This is a genomic window from Mycolicibacterium sp. XJ662 (genome assembly GCF_053484035.1).
Genome location: NZ_JBEFTL010000001.1, coordinates 655,102 through 676,129 on the forward strand (window position 1 = coordinate 655,102; position 21,028 = coordinate 676,129).

Genomic DNA, 21,028 nt, shown 5'->3' on the forward strand with positions numbered 1-21,028 from the left:
GGCTAGGGAAGCGGATCGGCGAGACCGTCGCCGTTGGTGTCACCGCAGCGGTTCTTCAGGTCGACCAGCGGCTGACGGATATTCGTCAACTCGGCCCGCACCTGAGGATTGGCGTCCAGGTATTCCGTGACCTTGGGGCGCACCTCTTCACGTTCCATGCCCTCGAGGCTGGTGAAGAACCAGTTCACATCGGGGTGGGTGAACAGGTACGCCGACGTCGCGGCCGAGACGCCGGATGCCACGCCGGCCAGGTCGGCCGCGGTGCAGTTCGGCGGGGCCTCAGCAAGAGCCGACGGCGCCACGGTCGCAGCACCAAACAACATCGCACCGGCAATCGCGCCGGTGCCGACTGCGCCAGCTACCGCACGTCGCGCAGAACGGGCCGAGAGCAACATGAACAAGCTCCTTCGTCGAGTGTGGAGTGGCCGTAACCATAGGCGGTTACCGACATAAACCAACTGGGTCCAACGCAGAAAAGCTAAGCAGAATGTCGGCCGACTTTCCTGTCTTGTGGTGAACGAATCGCCGAAAAGTCTGAAACCGCAGTTCAAGCGCCTACCTGCGCGGGCGCTCGGGTCGGCGGCGGTTACGGCAAGCCGGCGATCGGCGGCCCGGGCAGCCGGCCCTGACCTGCCGAAACCGGCGACCCCGCCGGCGATTGTCCCGCCGCAGAGGTGCCGGGCAGCCCGACGTTTTGCGCCGTCGGCAGCTCAGCTGGCAAACCCGTCGGCGCCTGCTGAGGCTGCTGCGCCTGCTGCATCAGACCCAACACCTGCGGCAGGGTCAGCGGCAGCTTGCACTGGCCCGCCAGGCTCGCCAGCGGCTGCTGCAACTGCTGCATCTCCTTGGCCGCCTTCGGGTTCGCATCGAAGTAGGCCTTGACCGCCCCCAGCGACTGCGGGCCGGCCTGCTGTTTGGAGATCGTGGTCAACGCCTGGTTGGTCTTGGGGTGCTCGTCGAGGTAGTCGCCGATCGACGTGGCGACCGAACCGATGGTCTTGGCGACCTCGCTGGCGGCACACGGATCGGCGGCGGCGGTCGCCGAGGGCGTCAGCGATCCCGTCGGCGTCGTCCCGGCGACCACGGCGCCGGCGGCGGCGGTCGCCGCGAGCACCGCGGTCAGGCTGCGGCGCAGGGCAGCAGAGGTCGGTCTCATGGGCACTCCTAACGGCTTGCAAATGTTTGCGCTGCCGCGCAAAGACATGCGCTGGGCGGCGGTGGTGTCCCCGACGACAAGGCCGACGAACTACGCGGCCAACCTGCCAGCGCACATACTGCCATCTGCCCGGTCGGACCCGCGAATTCAGCAGGTCCGCCGACCGGCGTGCGGCGTCGGCTGCGGCGCAGGATTAGAAGTGCTTAAAGCGTTGCTGGCAGCTTGTCTGCAGAACCGCGCAATACCACATGCTGCGGTACGCTCACGCTACGAAACGCCGTGCAGAAATGGGGAGTTCACCATCCAGCAGTTCATGATGCGCTTGAGTGGCACCCTGCGCAGATATCGCTGGGCGGTGTTCGCGGTATGGCTGCTCCTTCTGGTGCCCTCGATCTACCTCGGGATGACCCACGGCGGCCAGTTGACCGGCGGCGGATTCGAGGTCAAGGGTTCGCAGTCGCTGCGGGTGCAGGAAGAGCTCGAAGAGCACTTCCCCGACGAGGGCGCCTCCCCGTTGGCGCTGGTCGCCGCGCCGCGGGCCGACGCCTCCTATGAGGACATGAACGTCGCGGTTGCCCACCTGGAGCAGGTGGCCGCCGAGGTGCCCAGCGTCGCCACGGTGCCGACGAGGGGGCAGCCACCGCCGCAACCCGACCGGCCCTACGTCGTCACGCTGGAACTGGACTTCGAGAACACCGGTGCCGTCGACGTCGCCAAACAGCTGCGCGAGAAGGTCGGCATCGACGGTGAGGAGCCCGGCGAGATCGCCGACGGCAAGGTCAAGCTGTACGTCATCGGCCAGGGCGCGTTGGGCGCCGCCGCGTCGCAGGCCACCAAACACGACATCGCCCAGGCCGAGCGGTGGAACCTGCCGATCGTCCTGATCATCCTGCTCGCGGTGTTCGGCTCGCTGGCGGCCGCGGCCATGCCGCTGCTGCTCGGCATCTGCACGGTGGTCGTGACCATGGGCCTGGTCTTCCTGCTGTCGACGGTCACCACGATGTCGGTGTTCGTCACGTCGACGGTGTCGATGTTCGGCATCGCGGTGGCCATCGACTACTCGCTGTTCATCCTCATGCGGTTCCGGGAGGAGCTGCGCGCCGGGCGCGACCCCGACCAGGCCGCCGACGCCGCCATGGCGACCTCCGGTCTGGCCGTGGTGCTGTCGGGTCTGACGGTGATCGCCTCGGTGACGGGCATCTACCTCATCGCGACCCCGGTGCTGGTGTCGATGGCCACCGGCGCGATCCTGGCGGTCGCGGTGGCCGTGCTGACGTCGACGACGCTGACCCCGGCCGTGCTCGCGACGTTCGGGCGGGCGGCGGCCAAACGGTCGTCGTACCTGCACTGGTCGCGCCGCCCGGAGACCACCCAGTCGCGGTTCTGGACGCGCTGGACCGGCCAGGTGATGCGCCGGCCGTGGCTTTCGGCGCTGGCCGCGTCGGCGTTGCTGCTGCTGCTGGCCGCCCCGGCATTTTCAATGGTGCTGGGCAACAGCATGCAGCGCCAGTTCGAGCCGACGCACGAGATCCGCGGCGGGGTCAACGCAGCCGCTGAAGCCCTGGGCCCCGGCGCGCTGGGCCCGGTGCGGGTGCTGGTGAGCTTCCCCGACGGCAACGCCGCCTCGGCGCCGGCCAAGGAGCCGATCCTCAACACAATCCGGGAGCGAATGGCGCAGGGCCCCAACGTCGTATCGGTGAGCCCACCGGTGTTCGGTGAGGACTACCGTCATGCCCTGCTTTCGGCGGTGCTCTCGGTCGACCCCGAGGACATGGCCGCGCGTGACGCCGTCGACTGGATGCGCGCGGAACTGCCGCAGACGCCGGGACTCGACGGCGCCCGCATCGACGTGGGCGGGCCGACGGCGCTGATCAAGGACTTCGACGACCGGGTGTCGGCGACCCAGCCGTTGGTGTTCGTGTTCGTGGCGCTGATCGCGTTCGTGATGCTGCTGGTGGCGATTCGGTCACCGGTGCTGGCCATCAAGGGCGTGCTGATGACCGTGCTGTCGGTTGCGGCGGCCTACGGCAGCCTGGTCGTGGTGTTCCAGTGGGGGTGGCTGGAAGGGCTCGGTTTGGCGCCGATCTCGTCGCTGGACAGCACGATCCCGCCGTTGGTGCTGGCGATCGCGTTCGGTCTGTCGATGGACTACGAGATCTTTTTGCTGACCCGCATCCGCGAGCGCTATCTGCAGACCCACAACACCCGCGACGCCGTCGCCTACGGCGTCAGCACCAGCGCACGCACCATCACCAGCGCCGCGCTGATCATGATCGCGGTGTTCACCGGGTTCGCGTTCGCCGGGATGCCGCTGGTGGCCCAGCTGGGCGTCGCGTGTGCGGTGGCCATCGCCGTCGACGCCACCGTGGTGCGGCTGGTGCTGGTGCCCGCGCTGATGGCGATGTTCGACGAGTGGAACTGGTGGCTGCCGCGTTGGCTGGACCGGATCCTGCCGTCGGTGGATTTCGAGAAGCCGCTGCCCAAGGTGGAGATCCCCGATCTCGTCATCATCCCCGACGACATCTCGTCGCTAGGGCCGACGGGTTCCGATTTGCGCACCGTGGTCAAGTCCGCGGCGCGGCTGAAAACTCTTGCACCCCAAGCGGTTACCGTCGCTGACCCGTTGGCGCTCAGCGGTTGCGAGCCCGTCACCACCATGATGCGTGCCATCGATCCCGTCGATGAGGGGCCTCGAAACGGCTCTGACACCAAGACTGCCACCAAGGTCGCCACCGCGACGCCGGCGAAGCATCCGGTGACGATGTGGCGGGGCCGGCTCGCGGTCGCCCTCGACGCGCTGCAGGCGTCGTCGGAATACGAAGGCGCCCCGCTGAAGCGGCGCAGCCCGGTGGAGACCACCAACGTTCAGCTGCCGACCGGTGACCGGCTTCAGATCCCCACCGGCGCTGAGACATTGCGGTTGCAGGGTTACCTGATCATGTGCCGTAACAGCGTTCACGATTACGCGGAGTTCGCCGACCTGGTCGACGCGCTGGACACTCGAACGGCCGCGCTGGTACTGGCGGGGATGGACCGGTATTACGCTGGAGACCAGGCGAGAGAACAATGGGTCGCCACCCAGTTGGTGCGCCGGCTGGCCGACCCGCAGCCTTCCGACGAGCCCGACATGGAAATGTCGGGGCCTGAGGCGGAGGCAGATTGGGCCAGGGTCAGGCAGCGTTGCCTGTCGGTGGCCGTGGCGATGCTGGAGGAGGCGAGGTGACGGTGACTTCGGAGATCCGGGACGACAGCCGTGAGACTGCCCCCGACGCTCCGCAGCGCCCGGTGTTCGACGACCGGCCGGTGGAGTTCTGGCCCACCGCAGCCATCCGCGCGGCCCTGGAGACCGACGACCTCGCGATCTGGCAGCGGATCGTGGCCGCGATCAAACGTGACCCGTTCGGCCGCACGGCGCGCCAGGTCGAGGAGGTGCTGGAAACCGCTCGCCCGTACGGGGTTTCCAAGGCGCTCTCGGAGGTGCTCAGCCGCACCCGCGAGCACATGGAGGCCAACGAGCGCGCCGAGGTGGCCCGCCACATTCGTGCACTTCTGGAAAAGTCCGGTCTGGGCCAGCAGGAGTTCGCGTCGCGCATCGGCGTGCCGAACGCCGATTTCGCCACGTATCTGTCCGGTCAGGCCAGCCCGACGGCGTCGCTGATGGTGCGGATGAGCAAGCTGGCCGATCGGTTCGCCAAGATGCGGTCGGCGCGTTCCGATGGATCTTGAGCAGATCCTGCGGGACACCCGCACGGTCGCGATCGTCGGCGCCTCGGCCAACCCGGCCAGGGCCAGCCACGAGGTGTGGACGTATCTGAAGTCGGCAAGCGACTACGAGCTGTACCTGGTCAACCCGACGATCAGCGATGTCGACGGCACCCCGGTGTACCCGTCGTTGGCTGATCTGCCCGTGGTGCCCGACCTCGTCGACGTGTTCCGCCGCCGCGAGCATATGCCCGCGGTGCTCGACGACGCCGTCGCGGTCGGCGCGAAGGTGCTGTGGCTGCAACTCGGTCTGCACCACGAGCAGGTGGCCCGCGACGGTGCAGCGGCGGGCATGCAGGTGGTGATGGACCGCTGCCTGAAGGTCGACCACGCCCGCCTGCTCGGCTAGGGATTTGGGTGCGCTAAGACGCGCTCAGCGCTGGTATGCGCACCGAACTCACTTCGGTTAGCGGGAGTGGATCGGGCTCAGGTCGTCGACCAGCCAGCGGCCGTCGTGTTTGGTCAGCTGGACCCGTAACGCCAGGATGGCGTTCTCCGGCGGCTTTTCCGGTGCGTTCTGCGTGCCGCGCAGGATCACCGCGACGCTCGCCGCGTTCGGGCCGATCGCCTCAACGCCCGCGGAGATGGTGCTGGCTTGCGCGGAGACACCTCTGCTGGTCAATTGTTCTGCGACGGTGGCGAATTGGTTCTTGAGCGCCTCGGCGCTGTCGGCCGACATCATGGCCGCGGCGCGGTCGATCGAGGCGGTCGGGTTCTGCGGGGTGAACGTCGCGGAGGCTTCGGCGATGCTGGTGGCGATGCCGACCACCTTGTCGGTGTCGGCGTGCAGGGTGCGGTCGGGCACCGTCCACCGGAAGTATCCGACGGCCACCCCGGCCACCACGGCCACGGTGGCCACGGCCACCACGGCCAACCGCAGGCCGGGCCCGTCGTCGTCGGTGCCCATGGTCACCCCGTCGCGGCGCGCCAACACCACGTTGACGATGACGGCCTCCGCGATCAGCACACACAGCACCGAGCAGGTCGCCACCCACCACAGCGGCCAGGCCAGCACGACGCCGATGTACACCAGCGCCGCGACCGCCGTCAGCGGAGGGGCGACGTCGAATGCCGCAACCCGCCACACATTTCTCATCGGATCGGTTCCAACCGCGAAATCAGCAGGTCGCCGTCCACGTCGGAGACGTCCAGGCGCAGCGTCCAGCGCACGGTGCGGGGCTCCTCGTCGCCGGCGTTCTCGCTGACCGACGTCGCCACCACCATCACCGTGTCGGTGCGCGACGCGAACTCGGTGAGCTCGGGCTGCGGCGGCGGGGGCGGCGCGTTGGTGGCGCCGGCTCCTGGCCGGTGGATCGACTCGACGGCCACGGAGTCGACCTGACCGCGGGTGTTGGACTGCAGGGTCTGGACCAGCTCGCGGAAGGGTTTGATGGCCGCGTCGAAGTCGGCGTGGAGCTGCCCGACCGTGCCTTCGTGCAGCTTGGTCATGCTGGCTTCGACGGTGTCTTTGTCCATGTTGATCAGCGTGGCCGTCCAGTCGGCGGCGGCCGCCATGGCGCGGGTGCGGTACTGCAACTCCTCGACGTCCCCGCGGTGCTGGGTCCAGATCAGCGCGGCCAGCGCGACGGCGACCACCGCGACGACGCCGATCACCGTCGAGGCGATGCCGTAGCTGGTGAAGACGGGACCGTCCTGGTCATCGGGGTCCGGCGGTGCGGCGGCGTCGTCGGGCATGGGCGTGAGGCTACCCGCCGAGGCCGCGGGGGCTGATCGGGATCTGGCACCCTGGTGTGGTGACTGTGGAAACGATCAGATCCGGCATCGACCTGAGCCATGTCGATCCCGACGCCCGCCCGCAAGACGACCTCTTCGGCCACGTCAACGGCCGCTGGCTGGCCGAGTACGAGATGCCGGCCGACCGTGCCACCGACGGCGCGTTCCGCTCGCTGTACGACCGGGCCGAAGAACATGTGCGCGACCTGATCACCGAGGCGGCGGCCGCTGGCGCCGCGCCGGGCACCGACGAGCAGCGCATCGGCGACTTGTACGCCAGCTTCATGGACGAGGCGGCCGTCGCCGCACGCGGGGTGGCTCCGCTGCATGAGGAGCTCGCGGCCGTCGACGCGGCGACGACGCCGGCGGAGCTGGCGGCCGTGCTGGGTGCGCTGCAGCGCACCGGTGTCGGCGGCGGCGCGGGCGTCTACGTCAACACCGACGCCAAGGACTCCACCCGGTACCTGTTGTACTTCAACCAGTCCGGGCTGGGGCTGCCCGACGAGTCGTACTACCGCGAGGAGCAGCACGCCGAGATCCTGGCGGCCTATCCGCAGCACATCGCCGCGATGTTCACGCTGGTCTACGGCGCGGGCGAGCACGCCGAGACCGCGCAACGCATCGTCGCGCTGGAGACCAAGCTGGCCGCCGCGCATTGGGACGTGGTCAAACGCCGCGATGCCGACCTGGCCTACAACCTGCGGACCTTCGCGGGCCTGGTCGAGGAGGCGCCCGGCTTCGACTGGACCGGCTGGGTCACCGCGCTCGGCACTACGCCCGAGAATGCCGCTGAAGTTGTTGTGCGCCAACCTGATTACCTGACCGCGTTCGCCGAAGCGTGGTCAAGCGGCGACTTCGAGGACTGGAAGAACTGGCTGCGGTGGCGGGTCATCCACGCCCGCGCGTTCCTGCTGACCGACGAGCTGGTGGCCGAGGATTTCGCGTTCTACGGGCGCCGGCTGTCGGGCACCGAGCAGATCCGTGACCGGTGGAAGCGGGCCGTTTCGCTGGTGGAGAGCCTGATGGGCGATGCGGTCGGAAAGCTTTATGTCGAGCGGCATTTCCCTCCGCACGCCAAGGAGCGCATGGATGAGCTGGTGGCCAACCTCCGCGAGGCCTACCGCGTCAGCATCAACTCGCTGGAGTGGATGACGCCGCAGACGCGGCAGAAGGCGCTGGCCAAGCTCGACAAGTTCACGCCCAAGATCGGTTATCCGGCCAAGTGGCGCGACTATTCGGCGCTGGTGATCGAACGCGACGACCTCTACGGCAACTACCGCAGGGGCTACGCCGTCGAGTACGAGCGTGAGCTGGCCAAGCTGGGCGGCCCGGTCGACCGCGACGAGTGGTTCATGACGCCGCAGACGGTCAACGCCTACTACAACCCCGGCATGAACGAGATCGTCTTTCCCGCAGCGATTCTGCAGCCGCCGTTCTTCGACGCCGACGCCGACGACGCGGCCAATTACGGCGGTATCGGTGCGGTGATCGGCCACGAGATCGGGCACGGCTTCGACGATCAGGGCGCCAAGTACGACGGCGACGGCAACCTGGTGGACTGGTGGACCGACGAGGACCGCACCGAATTCGGTTCGCGCACCAAGAAGCTGATCGAGCAGTACGACGAGTATGTGCCGCGTCAGTTGAGCAATGGCCACCAGGTTAATGGCGCGTTCACCGTCGGCGAGAACATCGGCGATCTCGGCGGGCTGTCGATCGCCCTGCTGGCCTACCGGCTGTCGCTGAAGGGCAAGGAGGCGCCGGTGCTCGACGGGCTGACCGGCGAGCAGCGGGTCTTCTTCGGCTGGGCGCAGGTGTGGCGGACGAAATCCCGTGATGCCGAGGCGATCCGGCGCCTGGCGATCGATCCGCACTCACCGCCGGAGTTCCGGTGCAACGGCGTCATCCGCAACATGGACGCGTTCTACGAGGCGTTCGACGTCAGCGAGGACGACGACCTGTACCTGGAACCCGAGCACCGGGTGCGGATCTGGAGCTAAGCCTCCGCGAGCGCGAGCCCCGCGAGCTGGGCCCACGCGCAAGCTGGGGAACGCAAAAACCCCCATTTCCCTTGAGAAATGGGGGTTTTTGCGTCTTGTCGGCAGTTAGAACATCTGCCAGTCGGATGCACCGTCGGGCTGGTCGTACCACCCGCCGCTCGTGTTCTTGATCACGACCGGGTCGCCGCTGCCGAAGTTGTCGTAGAACCACTTGGCGTCTTCCGGGCTGAGGTTGATACACCCGTGGCTGACGTTGCTGTTGCCCTGGGCGCCAACCGACCACGGCGCGCTGTGCACGAAGATGCCCTGGTTGTCGATCCGGACGGCGTCCTTGACCTTGAGCTTGTAGCCCTCAGGGTCGTCGACGGGCACCCCGTAGGTCGAGGAGTCCATCACGATTTCCCCGAACTTCTCCAACACGTAGTACGTGCCGTTCCTGGTTTCATAACCCGACTTGCCCATCGACACCGGGAAGGTCTTGACCAACTCGCCGTCGCGCATGATCTCCATCTGCTTGGTGTCGTTGTCGATGGTGGCGACCAACTGCTCGGGGACGCTGAAGCTGGACTTGGTGCCGCCCGCGTCGATGTTCACCACGGTGCCTGCCGGCCAGAAGTCCTGGGGCCGCCAGCGCACCTGGGTGTCGCTGGTCCAGTAGAACCGCCCCGGCACCGGCGGAACCGACGAGACGTGGATGGCGTCCTCGGCCATCTGGCGGTCGGCGATCGGGCGCTGGAAGTTGATGTAGATCGGCTTGGCGGCGCCGACGATGGAGCCGTTCACCGGGTTGAAGCTCGGCGGTGAGAACACCGGCTCACCGGTGTAGGGCAGCGGGTTCTGTCCCGCCGGGGTGCCCGGGGGAATCTGCTGCGGCGCCGCGAACGGATTCGCCGGCATGAACGGGTTGGGCGCAGGCGCGGCGTTCGGCGCCGGCGGCGGGGCCGGTGGCAGGACAACCGGACCCGGGGGCGGGGGCGGCGGTGGGACCGGCGCGGCCGCGGCAGCCGGGTCGACAGGCGCCGGGGGCGGCGGCGGAACGGCGGGCTGGGCCAGCGCGGACGGGGCGCTCAGCACCATCGCACCGACCAAGCCGGTTGCACACATCGCGGTGAGCAGTCGATTTCTCATCGGCTGCGGCATACGGGACCTCCAAGTCACAGAACTTCCAACCAGTGTGGCATAGCGCGGGACCTCATCCCACGCCGCCGGGCGGCGGCCAGACCAGCGCAAATAGCCGGATAGAACGCGCTGACCTGCAGGGTTATCGCTTACCGATGCGCGAAACGTTACGGCGCCTGGTGATCAGGACCGCACCAACCGCGCGATCGCGGCCGAGGCCTCGGCGAGCTTGGCGTCGCTCTGCTCGCCGCCCTCGGCGACCGCCTGGGCGACGCAGTGCCCCAGATGTTCGTCGAGCAGGCCCAGCGCCACCGATTGCAGCGCGTTGTTGACCGCGCTGATCTGGGTGAGCACATCGATGCAGTACTTATCCTCGTCGATCATCTTGGCGATGCCGCGTACCTGCCCCTCGATGCGCCGCAACCGCTTGGCGTAGTTGTCTTTCTGCGCCGAATAGCCGTGCGCAGCGACTGTGGTGGTCTGCTCAGCCATTGGGTCCTCTCAACATCTGCTGCATTTGCGTGATCTCGGCCTGTTGGGTGTCGATCATGGTCTGGGCCATGCGTTTGGCGTCGACGTTCGCACCGTTGGCGACCTCGGCCTGGGCCATCTCGACCGCGCCCTCGTGGTGGCTGATCATCGACTCCAGCCACAGGGTGTCGAATTCCTCGCCGCGCAGCGATCGCAGCCGTTCCATCGTGGCCTCGTCGACCATGCCCTGCATCTCGGAGTGATCTGCGTGACCCTCGCCGGTGGCGGTGTCGGGGTTCTCGTTCCACTGCACCAAAAACACCCGAAGCGCCCTGATCTCGGGTTCCTGCGCGGCCGAGATCTGCTCGGCCAGCGCGATCAACTCGGGGTTCGACGACCGATCGGGCACCATTGCCGACAGCTCGATGGCCTGCTCATGGTGCGGGATCATGTTGGTGGCGAACGCGACATCATCGGCGTTGTAACCGGCCGGCTCGCCGCTGATCGCCGGAGTGTCAGGATGCTCGTGGTCAGTGTGTCCGTCGGCGGACTCGGACTGGGTACACGAGGACAGCAACAGCGCGGTGGCAAGTGCGGCGAGCACCGCGAGAATCCGGGTGGCAAAAGACGTCATGCGGCCAGGGTACCCGATACCCCCTCGGGGTATAAATTGGTTTTGGCAGGATGCCCACCGAAGGCATACTTAGCGTCATGTCCTCAGGTCCTGACATCGAGCCCCGTCGGGCGGAGCACCGCACCCAAGCCTCCCGTCGGGCGGAGCCCGACATCAAGCCGAGAAGCCGCGACGTCACCGACGGCCTCGAGAAAGCCGCGGCGCGCGGGATGCTGCGCGCGGTAGGCATGGGCGACGACGACTGGGGCAAACCCCAGATCGGCGTCGGCTCGTCGTGGAACGAGATCACCCCGTGCAACATGTCGCTGCAGCGACTCGCCCAGTCCGTCAAGGGCGGCGTGCACGCCGCCGGCGGCTTCCCGTTGGAGTTCGGCACGATCTCGGTGTCCGACGGCATCTCGATGGGCCACGAAGGCATGCATTTCTCGCTGGTGTCCCGCGAGGTGATCGCCGACAGCGTCGAGACGGTCATGCAGGCCGAACGCCTCGACGGCTCGGTGCTGTTGGCCGGCTGCGACAAGTCGATCCCCGGCATGCTCATGGCGGCCGCACGGCTCGACCTGGCCAGCGTCTTCTTCTACAACGGCTCGATCATGCCGGGCGTCGCCAAGCTGACCGACGGTTCCGAAAAGGAAGTGACGATCATCGACGCGTTCGAGGCCGTCGGCGCCTGTGCGCGTGGACTGATGCCGCGCGAGGACGTCGACATCATCGAGCGCGCGATCTGCCCCGGCGAGGGTGCCTGCGGCGGCATGTACACCGCCAACACGATGGCCTCGGCCGCAGAAGCGCTGGGCATGTCGTTGCCGGGCAGCGCCTCCCCCGTGGCCATCGACGAGCGCCGCGACGAGTTCGCACGCAAATCCGGCGAAGCGGTCGTGGAGATGCTGCGTCGCGGCATCACCGCACGCGACATCCTCACCAAGGAAGCCTTCGAGAATGCGATCGCGGTGGTGATGGCGTTCGGCGGGTCGACCAACGCGGTCCTGCACCTGTTGGCCATCGCCAACGAGGCCAACGTCAAGCTGACGCTTGACGACTTCACCCGCGTCGGGCAGAAGGTGCCACACCTCGCCGATGTGAAACCCTTCGGCCGCCATGTGATGAAGCACGTCGACGAGATCGGCGGTGTGCCCGTGGTGATGAAGGCGCTACTGGATGCCGGTCTGCTGCACGGTGACTGCCTCACAGTCACCGGCCAGACCATGGCCGAGAACCTCGCCCACATCGAACCGCCGGACCCGGACGGCAAGGTGTTACGCGCGATGAACGATCCGATCCATCCGACCGGTGGCATCACGATCCTGCACGGCTCGCTGGCGCCCGAAGGTGCAGTGGTCAAGTCTGCGGGGTTCGACTCCGATGTGTTCGAAGGCACGGCAAGGGTTTTCGAGCGGGAACGCGCCGCACTCGACGCGCTCGAGGACGGCACCATCGTCCCCGGCGACGTGGTGGTCATTCGCTACGAGGGTCCCAAGGGCGGACCGGGTATGCGCGAGATGCTCGCGATCACCGGCGCGATCAAGGGCGCCGGCCTCGGCAAGGACGTGCTGCTGATGACCGACGGCCGATTCTCCGGCGGCACGACCGGGTTGTGCGTCGGCCACATCGCTCCCGAGGCTGTCGACGGCGGCCCCATCGCGTTCCTGCGCGACGGTGACCGCATCCGGCTCGACGTGGGCAAGGGCACGTTGGACGTGTTGGTCGACCCGGACGAATTCGATTCGCGCAAGGCCGGTTTCGAGCCGCTGCCGCCGCGCTACACCACCGGTGTGTTGGCCAAGTACATCAAGCTGGTCGGCACGGCCGCCACAGGTGCGGTCTGCGGCTAGCCGTCCCCAACGGTGTCACCGTGGCTGCGGTGGGTCGACCGGGGTGAGTGCGATCGGCAGCCAGTAGGTGCCCGCCCCTTGGCCCGGACAGCCGGGCGCAGCGACGGTGAATATCCGCTCACCGGTGAAGCTTCCGTCGCCGACGGGGCGCAGGAAGTCCGACCGGAACGACGGCACCGTGCCGCCGTCGCCGCCCGCACCGCAGTGGAACGGGTAGTCGCCGCTGGACTCCCAACGGTCGTTGTTCCACGTATAGGTGTAAAGCGCAGGCGCATTCGGGTTCTCAATGAGATCGGTTTCCCGCATCCACTCCACGACGCACCCGTTGACGTCGCAGGTCGTGGTGAACCGGCCCAGCTGCACCGCGGGGTCCGACGGGGTTGGTATCCCGTTGAACGTCTGGTGCGCGTGGTCCAGCGTCGCGTCGTAGTACCCGTACATCGGCGCGGGCTGCGCACGGTCCGCGGCCGCCACCGGCGCGAATATCAGTGCAGCGCATCCGGTCATCGCAGTGATCGAGAGCGTCTTCGACACCATCGCAGGTTCCTTTCACCAGGAAGCCCTCGACGGCGGAGAAGCTTCTTATCCGGTGGATACCACACCGGTGATCTCACGCGTCGCGAAATTGCGCAAGCTCGGGCCTTGAGCGGTCCTGACTATCTGACGACGGCGATCGCGAAGCCGTCCCAGCCCTTGACCCCGACGGTCTGGATCGCCGCGGTGTCCAGCCGTGGATGGCGGCCCATCATGTCGAGCATGTCGCGGATGGCCTTGGCCTGCTGATCGTCGGGTGCCGGATCCAGCACCCGACCGAACCGGGCGATGTTGTCCACCACGATGATTGCGCCGGGGTTGCTGAGCTTGATCGCCCATTCGACGTAGGCGACGTTGTTCTCCTTGTCGGCGTCGATGAATACCATGTCGAACTTCTCGTCGCGGTCGGCCAGCGTGGGCAGCGTGTCCAGCGCGGTGCCGACGACGATCTCGACACGATCGGCCACCCCCGCGCGGGTCAGGTTCTCCCGCGCGACGTCGGCGTGCTTGGGCTCGTACTCGAGCGTGACGACCTGACCGCCGGTGCCGACGCCGCGCGCCAGGTTGATGGTGCTGTAGCCGGCCAGCGTGCCGATCTCCAGAATGCGGGTGGCACGCGTCGCCGTTGCGAGCAGGTAGAGCAGCTTGCCGTGCTGGGCCGACACCTCGATCGGGGGCATGCCCGCGGCCGCGGCCGATTCACGTGCCGCCGTCAACGCGGCGTCTTCGGTGTCCAGCACGCGGGTGAACAGGTCGTCGAGCGCTTTGGGATCCGGATCGGCCATCGGATCCACGTTAGCCCATGGGGTTACGGCGCGAGGAACACGTCGTTGAGGGTGACGGTGCGCAGCTTGCGCGCGCGGATGAGGTCGACCAGCTGCGCGTAGACCTGCGTGACGGGTTCGTGGTTGAGGTGTCCGATCACGATGGTCTGCGGCTGGAAGTAGCGCTCGGCCATCTGCACGACTTCGCCCGCCGGTATCCACAGGTGGTCTTCCAGCGTCCCCGACCACAGCGTGTCGACGGTGTACCCCAGATCGCCTGCCACCTTGTCGACGTGCGGATTGTGGGCGCCGTACGGTGGCCGGAAGTACGGGCGCGCATCGACACCGTATGTCTTCCAAAGGAAGTCGTGGTTGTGCCGGAACTCTTCTGCGACGTCGGTCAACGGCAGCTTGGTCAGGTTCGGATGCGTCCAGGTGTGGTTGGCGAGCTGGATCTGGCCGTCGTCGACGAGCGGCCGCAGCATTTCGGCGTGCTCGGTCCACGAGTGGTATACGCCGTTGACGAAGTACGTCAGCCGCATCCCGGTGTCCTTGGCCAGCTGGGTGTAGGCGCGCACCACGTCGCTGCTGACCCCGTCGTCGAGGGTCAGCGCGAGCAGGTCGCCGTGTCCGGGCAGGTTGCTGAGTACCCCCGGCGGCAGCGGGATCCGCGCCGACGGCGGCGGTGGCGGCAGCAATCCTGCGGGCGGGGCGGGCGCGGGCGTGGCCGCCTCGGCGGCGGTGCCGACCACCTGCGTCTGCCCGGTCGTCGAGCATCGGCTGAGCCCGATCGCGCCGAGGCTGGCAACGGTCAGCGCCGCGATGAAGTGGCGCCGGTCGAGCTCGGTTCCGGCGCGGGGGATGCGGTAGCGGGCGGCCATTGCCCCTACTGTCCCGCGAGCAGACGCAGAAACGTCTGATTACGCGGCGTGTCGCCACCTTCTGCGTCTTCTCAACGCAGGAACGTCAGCGCTGGGGGACGGCGGTCGGCTTGATCGGCTCCGGCAGCGCGCTCTGCCCCATCAGGTACCGGTCGACGCCGGCCGCGGCGGCGCGGCCCTCGGCGATGGCCCAGACGATCAGGGACTGGCCGCGGCCCATGTCGCCGGCCACGAACACCCCGGGCACCGAGGTGGCGAAGTTCGCGTCGCGCGCGACGTTTCCGCGGTCGGTGAGCTCCACGCTGAGGTCCGCCAGCAGGCCCTCCCGCTGCGGGCCGACGAAACCCATGGCCAGCAGCACCAGGTCGGCCTCCAGCTCGAACTCCGTGCCGTCGACCTTGACGAACTTACCGCCCTCGCTGCGCACCTCGTGGCCGCGTAACGCGGTGACCCGGCCGTCGCGGCCCACGAACTCCTCGGTGTTGACCGAGTACACCCGTTCGCCGCCCTCCTCGTGCGCCGAGGACACCCGGAACATCAGCGGGTAGACCGGCCAGGGCGTCGAGTCGGCGCGGGTGTCCGGCGGGCGCGGCATGATCTCGAACTGGTGCACGCTGACCGCGCCTTGGCGGTGCGCGGTGCCCAGGCAGTCGGCGCCGGTATCGCCGCCGCCGATGATGATGACCTTCTTACCCTTGGCGGTGATCGGCGGTTCCCCGTCGGGTCCCGTCACAGGATCACCGTGCTGCACCCGGTTGGCCCAGGGCAGGTACTCCATGGCCTGGTGGATGCCGTCGAGGTCGCGGCCCGGAATCGGCAGATCGCGCCATGCCGTCGCGCCGCCGGCGAGCACCACCGCGTCGAAGTCCTTGCGCAGCTGCTGCGCCGTGAGGTCCACGCCGACGTTGACGCCGGTGCGGAACTGGGTGCCTTCGGCAGTCATCTGTTCGAGACGACGGTCGATGTGGCGCTTTTCCATCTTGAATTCCGGGATGCCGTAGCGCAGCAGGCCGCCGATGCGGTCGTCGCGCTCGAACACCGTCACGGTGTGGCCGGCGCGGCTGAGCTGCTGGGCGGCGGCCAGCCCGGCCGGGCCGGATCCGACGACGGCGACCGACTTTCCGGTCAGCACGACCGGCGGCAGCGGCACCACCCAGCCCTCGTCGAAGGCCCTGTCGATGATCTCGACCTCGACCTGTTTGATGGTGACCGGATCCTGGTTGATGCCGAGCACACACGAGCCTTCGCACGGCGCCGGGCACAGCCGCCCGGTGAACTCCGGGAAGTTGTTGGTGGCGTGCAGCCGCTCGTACGCGTCGTGCCAGCGGCCGGTGCGGACCAGATCGTTCCACTCCGGGATCAGGTTGCCCAGCGGGCAGCCGTTGTGGCAGAACGGGATACCGCAGTCCATGCAGCGCGCCGCCTGCTCACGCAGCGTGTCTTCGGAAAAGTCTTCGTAGACCTCTTTCCAGTCCTTCAGGCGCAGCGGGACCGGCCGCCGCGGCGGGGTCTCGCGGTGGGTGTACTTGAGGAAGCCGCGGGGATCAGGCACCGGCGGCCGCCATGATCGCTTCGTCGACGTCGACACCGCGCTCTTCGGCGTCGGCGATGGCTTCCAGCACCCGCCGGTAGTCGCGGGGCATCACTTTGGTGAAGTGCTTCACGTTGGTGCTCCAGTCGTCGAGTATGCGCTGGCCGACAGCGGAATCGGTGGCATCCACATGGGCGTGGATCATGTCCTGCAGCCACGCCAGATCCTCGTCGTCGAGGTCCTCGAGTTCCACCATCTCGGCGTTGAGATTCTGCGGCAGCCGGTTGTCAGGGTCGTAGACGTAGGCGATACCGCCGGACATCCCCGCCGCGAAGTTGCGGCCGGTCGGGCCGAGGATGGCGATGCGTCCGCCGGTCATGTACTCGCAGCCGTGGTCGCCGACGCCTTCGACCACCGCGTGCGCCCCTGAGTTGCGCACCGCGAACCGCTCCCCCACCTGGCCGCGCAGGAACGCCTGCCCGCTGGTGGCGCCGAACAGGATCACGTTGCCGGCGATGATGTTGTCCTCGGCGACGTAGTCGGCGGGCGCATCATCCGATGGCCGCACCACGATGCGGCCGCCCGACAGGCCCTTGCCGACGTAATCGTTGGCGTCGCCGTACACCCGCAGCGTGATGCCCTGCGGCACAAAGGCACCGAAGCTGTTGCCCGCCGACCCGTCGAACGTGATATCGATGGTGCCGTCCGCAAGACCCTGTCCGCCATAGGCTTTGGTGACCTCATGACCGAGCATGGTGCCGACGGTGCGGTTGACGTTGGCGATCGTCGTCGAGAAGCGCACCGGTGTCTGGGAATCCAGCGCTTCGCGGCACATCACGATCAGCTGCTGGTCGAGTGCCTTGTCCAGGCCGTGGTCCTGGCGTGAGCTGCAGTACAGGTCCTGGTTCATGAACGCCGATTCGGGCTGGTGCAGCACCGGCGCCAGGTCCAGCTTGTTGGCCTTCCAGTGCTCGGCGGCGCGGGTGGTGTCCAGCGCGTCGACCTGGCCGACCATCTCGTTGAGCGTGCGGAACCCCAGCTGCGCCATCAGCTCGCGCACTTCTTCGGCAATGAACATGAAGAAGTTCTCGACGAACTCGGGCTTGCCGGTGAAGCGTTGCCGCAGTACCGGGTTCTGCGTCGCCACCCCCACCGGGCAGGTGTCGAGGTGGCAGACCCGCATCATGATGCAGCCCGACACCACCAGCGGCGCGGTGGCGAAGCCGAACTCCTCGGCGCCGAGCAGCGCGGCGACCACGACGTCGCGGCCGGTCTTGAGCTGTCCGTCCACCTGGACCACAATGCGGTCGCGAAGCCCGTTGAGCAGCAACGTCTGCTGGGTCTCGGCCAGCCCGAGCTCCCAGGGCGCACCCGCGTGCTTCATCGACGTCAGCGGCGTCGCACCGGTGCCGCCGTCGTGCCCGGAGATCAGCACCACGTCGGCGTGCGCCTTCGAGACACCGGCGGCCACCGTGCCCACCCCGTTCTCGCTGACCAGCTTGACGTGCACGCGGGCCTGCGGGTTGGCGTTCTTGAGGTCGTGGATCAGCTGCGCCAGATCCTCGATCGAGTAGATGTCGTGGTGCGGCGGAGGCGATATCAACCCGACTCCGGGCGTGGAGTGGCGCACCTCGGCCACCCACGGGTACACCTTGTTGCCCGGAAGCTGGCCGCCCTCACCGGGTTTTGCGCCCTGGGCCATCTTGATCTGGATGTCGGTGCAGTTGGTCAGGTAGTGGCTCGTGACGCCGAACCGGCCAGAGGCCACCTGCTTGATGGCGCTGCGCCGCCAGTCGCCGTTCTCCTCGGGGTCGAACCGGCTGACGTGCTCACCACCTTCACCCGAATTCGACCGGCCGCCAAGGCGGTTCATCGCGATCGCGAGTGTCTCGTGGGCCTCCGCGGAGATCGAACCGTAGCTCATCGCGCCGGTCGAGAACCGCTTGACGATCTCGCTGGCCGGCTCCACCTCCTCGAGCGGAACCGGTGGTCGCACACCGTCTTTGAACTTGAACAGCCCACGCAGCGACGCCATCCGCTCGCTCTGGTCGTCGACCAGCGTGGTGTACTCCTTGAAGATCGAGTACTGGCCGGTGCGCGTTGAATGCTGCAGCTTGAACACCGTGTCGGGGTTGAACAGGTGGTACTCGCCCTCACGGCGCCACTGGTATTCGCCGCCGACCTCGAGTTCACGGTGCGCCCACTCGGTGGGCTGGTCGAGGTAGGCCAACCGGTGCCGGGCGGCCACGTCGTCGGCGATGTCGTCCAGGCCGATGCCGCCGACCGGGCACGTCAGCCCGGTGAAGTACTCGTCGAGCACCTGCTGGCTGATGCCGATCGCCTGGAACAATTGCGCGCCGGTGTAGGAGGCCAATGTGGAGATGCCCATCTTGGACATCACCTTCAGCACGCCTTTGCCTGCTGCCTTGACGTAGTTGTCCTTGGCCTTGTCGGTGTCGATGCCGGTGAGCGCCCCGCGATCGACCATGTCCTCGATCGACTCGAACGCCATGTACGGGTTGATCGCGGCCGCACCGAAACCGCACAGCATGGCCATGTGGTGCACCTCGCGCGCATCACCGGTCTCGACGACCAGGCCGACCTGGGTGCGGGTCCGGTCACGCACCAAGTGGTGGTGCACCGCGGCCACCGACAGCAGCGACGGGATCGGCGCCATCTGCTCGTTGGACTCGCGGTCGGACAACACGATGATGCGGGCGCCCTCCCGGATGGCCGCGGACACCTTCGCGCGGACGTTGTCGAGGGCTTCCTTGAGACCCTGGCCGCCGCGGTTCACCGGGTACAGGCAGCGCACCACTGCGGTCGACAGTCCGTGGCGGCGACCGTCGATCTCCTGCTCGGGGTCGAGGTTGATCAGCTTGGCCAGTTCGTGGTTGCGGATGATCGGCTGCGCCAGCACGATCTGGCGGCACGACTCCGGGCCCGGGTTGAGCAGGTCGCCCTCCGGTCCCATGGCGCCCTGCAGGCTGGTCACCACCTCTTCGCGGATCGCATCCAGTGGCGGGTTGGTCACCTGGGCGAACATCTGCTGGAAGTAGTCGAACAACATTCGGGGCCGCTGCGACAGCACCGCGATGGGGGTATCGGTGCCCATCGAACCGATCGGCTCGGCACCGGTGCGGGCCATCGGCGCGACCAGCAGGTTGAGCTCTTCGTAGGTGTAGCCGAAAGCCTGCTGGCGCAACACCACCCGGTGGTGCGGCATGCGCACGTAGTCGCCCTGCGGCAGCTCGTCGAGACGGAACAGCCCGGCGTCCAGCCACTCCTGATAGGGATGCTCGGCGGCCAGTTCGGCCTTGATCTCCTCGTCGTCGACGATGCGGCCCTGCGCGGTGTCGACCAGGAACATGCGGCCGGGCTGCAGGCGCATCTTGCGCACCACCGTGGACGGGTCGAGGTTGAGCACACCGGCTTCGGACGCCATCACGACGAGGCCGTCGGCGGTCACCCAGATCCGCGACGGCCGAAGGCCGTTGCGGTCCAGCACGGCGCCGATCACGGTGCCGTCGGTGAAGCACACCGAGGCCGGGCCGTCCCACGGCTCCATCAGCGAGTCGTGGAACTCATAGAAAGCGCGCCGGGCCGGATCCATCGACTCGTGGCGCTCCCACGCCTCGGGGATCATCATCAGCACCGCGTGCGGCAGGCTGCGGCCGCCGAGGTGCAACAACTCGAGGACCTCGTCGAACCGCGCGGTGTCGGAGGCCCCGGGCGTGCAGACCGGCGTGATCTTTTCCAGGTCGGCGTCGTCGCCGAACAGGTCGGTGCGGATCAGCGCCTCGCGGGCCCGCATCCAGTTCTCGTTGCCGGTGACGGTGTTGATCTCACCGTTGTGGGCGATGCGCCGGAACGGGTGCGCCAGCGGCCACGACGGGAACGTGTTGGTGGAGAACCGCGAGTGCACGATGCCCAGCGCACTGGTGAGCCGTTCGTCTTGCAGGTCGAGGTAGAACGCCTTGAGCTGCGGTGTGGTCAGCATCCCCTTGTAGACGAAGGTCTGACCGGAAAGGCTTGGGAAGTACACGGTTTCGCGGCCGGGACCGTCTTGACCCGGCCCCCTGGTGCCGAGCTCGTGCTCGGCGCGCTTGCGTACCACGTAGGCACGACGCTCCAGGTCCATCCCCGACGCGCCGCCAAGGAACACCTGCCGGAAGGTCGGCATCGCGTCACGGGCGAGCGCGCCCAGCGACGATTCGTCGGTGGGCACCTCCCGCCACCCCAGCACGGAAAGCCCCTCGGCCTCGGCGATCTTCTCGACGGCCTCAGAAGCCACCGCGGCATCCTTGGACGACTGCGGAAGGAACGCGATCCCGGTCGCGTAGCTGCCGTATTCGGGCAGTTCGAAATCGACGACTGCCCGCAGGAACTCGTCGGGGACCTGCAACAGGATGCCCGCCCCGTCACCGGTGTGCGGTTCAGCGCCCTGGGCGCCGCGGTGCTCCAGGTTCAGCAACGCGGTGATCGCTTTGTCGACGATGTCGCGACTGCGCCGACCGTGCATATCGGCCACCATGGCCACGCCGCACGCATCGTGCTCGAACGCGGGGTTGTAGAGCCCTTGAATCCTGGGCGTCATTCCCACCTACCCT

General features: G+C 67.7%; 17 protein-coding genes. 5 read left to right on the forward strand and 12 right to left on the reverse strand.

The window, feature by feature from the left end; translation table 11 throughout:
• Window positions 1-2: 2 nt before the first annotated feature.
• Window positions 3-395 (reverse strand): heme-binding protein, encoded by a 393-nt coding sequence (locus ABQE93_RS02980; protein ID WP_448395121.1) that lies wholly within the window; start codon window positions 393-395, stop codon window positions 3-5.
• Window positions 396-586: 191 nt separating this feature from the next.
• Window positions 587-1,156 (reverse strand): hemophore, encoded by a 570-nt coding sequence (locus ABQE93_RS02985; protein WP_448405776.1) that lies wholly within the window; start codon window positions 1,154-1,156, stop codon window positions 587-589.
• A gap of 313 nt (window positions 1,157-1,469) precedes the next feature.
• On the opposite strand from ABQE93_RS02985, the gene ABQE93_RS02990 reads away from it, so the two are divergent.
• The 3 genes from ABQE93_RS02990 to ABQE93_RS03000 are packed head-to-tail and all read left to right on the forward strand — an operon-like array spanning window position 1,470 to window position 5,267.
• Window positions 1,470-4,379, forward strand: coding sequence for an MMPL family transporter (locus tag ABQE93_RS02990; protein WP_448405777.1), 2,910 nt, complete (start codon window positions 1,470-1,472; stop codon window positions 4,377-4,379).
• Window positions 4,376-4,882 carry a helix-turn-helix domain-containing protein gene (locus ABQE93_RS02995; protein WP_448405778.1) on the forward strand — a complete coding sequence of 169 codons (507 nt, stop codon included), beginning with the start codon at window positions 4,376-4,378 and terminating at the stop codon, window positions 4,880-4,882. Before ABQE93_RS02990 ends, ABQE93_RS02995 begins: the two co-directional genes overlap by 4 nt.
• A complete protein-coding gene (locus ABQE93_RS03000; RefSeq protein WP_448405779.1) occupies window positions 4,872-5,267 on the forward strand; it encodes a CoA-binding protein in 396 nt (131 codons plus the stop codon). Before ABQE93_RS02995 ends, ABQE93_RS03000 begins: the two co-directional genes overlap by 11 nt.
• Window positions 5,268-5,324: 57 nt before the next feature.
• Here ABQE93_RS03000 and ABQE93_RS03005 read toward each other — a convergent pair whose 3' ends face one another.
• The gene (locus ABQE93_RS03005; RefSeq protein WP_448405780.1) at window positions 5,325-6,014 is read right to left on the reverse strand and encodes a hypothetical protein; all 690 of its coding nucleotides are present in this window, start codon (window positions 6,012-6,014) and stop codon (window positions 5,325-5,327) included.
• The gene (locus ABQE93_RS03010) at window positions 6,011-6,613 is read right to left on the reverse strand and encodes an Rv1363c family protein (protein ID WP_448405781.1); all 603 of its coding nucleotides are present in this window, start codon (window positions 6,611-6,613) and stop codon (window positions 6,011-6,013) included. The genes ABQE93_RS03005 and ABQE93_RS03010 overlap by 4 nt, the downstream gene beginning before the upstream one ends.
• A 59-nt stretch (window positions 6,614-6,672) precedes the next feature.
• On the opposite strand from ABQE93_RS03010, the gene ABQE93_RS03015 reads away from it, so the two are divergent.
• A complete protein-coding gene (locus ABQE93_RS03015) occupies window positions 6,673-8,652 on the forward strand; it encodes a M13 family metallopeptidase (RefSeq protein WP_448405782.1) in 1,980 nt (659 codons plus the stop codon).
• Window positions 8,653-8,757: 105 nt separating this feature from the next.
• Here ABQE93_RS03015 and ABQE93_RS03020 read toward each other — a convergent pair whose 3' ends face one another.
• From ABQE93_RS03020 to ABQE93_RS03030, 3 genes are all read right to left on the reverse strand, one after another.
• Window positions 8,758-9,792 (reverse strand): L,D-transpeptidase, encoded by a 1,035-nt coding sequence (locus tag ABQE93_RS03020; protein ID WP_448405783.1) that lies wholly within the window; start codon window positions 9,790-9,792, stop codon window positions 8,758-8,760.
• Between the two features lie 162 nt (window positions 9,793-9,954).
• A complete protein-coding gene (gene ricR, locus ABQE93_RS03025) occupies window positions 9,955-10,263 on the reverse strand; it encodes a copper-sensing transcriptional repressor RicR (RefSeq protein WP_448405784.1) in 309 nt (102 codons plus the stop codon).
• Entirely contained in the window at window positions 10,256-10,876 is a 621-nt protein-coding gene (locus ABQE93_RS03030) for a DUF305 domain-containing protein (RefSeq protein ID WP_448405785.1), read from the reverse strand. The genes ricR and ABQE93_RS03030 overlap by 8 nt, the downstream gene beginning before the upstream one ends.
• 77 nt (window positions 10,877-10,953) lie before the next feature.
• Here ABQE93_RS03030 and ilvD point away from each other — a divergent pair, with 77 nt between their 5' ends.
• The gene (gene ilvD / locus ABQE93_RS03035; protein ID WP_448405786.1) at window positions 10,954-12,708 is read left to right on the forward strand and encodes a dihydroxy-acid dehydratase; all 1,755 of its coding nucleotides are present in this window, start codon (window positions 10,954-10,956) and stop codon (window positions 12,706-12,708) included.
• Between the two features lie 15 nt (window positions 12,709-12,723).
• On the opposite strand, the gene ABQE93_RS03040 is transcribed toward ilvD, so the two are convergent.
• The 5 genes from ABQE93_RS03040 to gltB all read right to left on the reverse strand — a co-directional run bounded on the left by ABQE93_RS03040 (window position 12,724) and on the right by gltB (window position 21,015).
• A complete protein-coding gene (locus ABQE93_RS03040; RefSeq protein ID WP_448405787.1) occupies window positions 12,724-13,245 on the reverse strand; it encodes an MBOE_33420 family protein in 522 nt (173 codons plus the stop codon).
• Between the two features lie 119 nt (window positions 13,246-13,364).
• Window positions 13,365-14,027: an O-methyltransferase gene (locus ABQE93_RS03045; protein ID WP_448405788.1), complete on the reverse strand. Its 663-nt coding sequence runs from the start codon at window positions 14,025-14,027 to the stop codon at window positions 13,365-13,367.
• 23 nt (window positions 14,028-14,050) lie between these two features.
• Entirely contained in the window at window positions 14,051-14,887 is an 837-nt protein-coding gene (locus ABQE93_RS03050) for a polysaccharide deacetylase family protein (RefSeq protein ID WP_448405789.1), read from the reverse strand.
• An 85-nt stretch (window positions 14,888-14,972) separates the two neighbouring features.
• Complete coding sequence (locus ABQE93_RS03055) at window positions 14,973-16,439, reverse strand: glutamate synthase subunit beta (RefSeq protein WP_448405790.1); 1,467 nt, start codon at window positions 16,437-16,439, stop codon at window positions 14,973-14,975.
• Complete coding sequence (gene gltB, locus ABQE93_RS03060) at window positions 16,432-21,015, reverse strand: glutamate synthase large subunit (RefSeq protein WP_448405791.1); 4,584 nt, start codon at window positions 21,013-21,015, stop codon at window positions 16,432-16,434. The genes ABQE93_RS03055 and gltB overlap by 8 nt, the downstream gene beginning before the upstream one ends.
• Window positions 21,016-21,028: the final 13 nt, after the last annotated feature.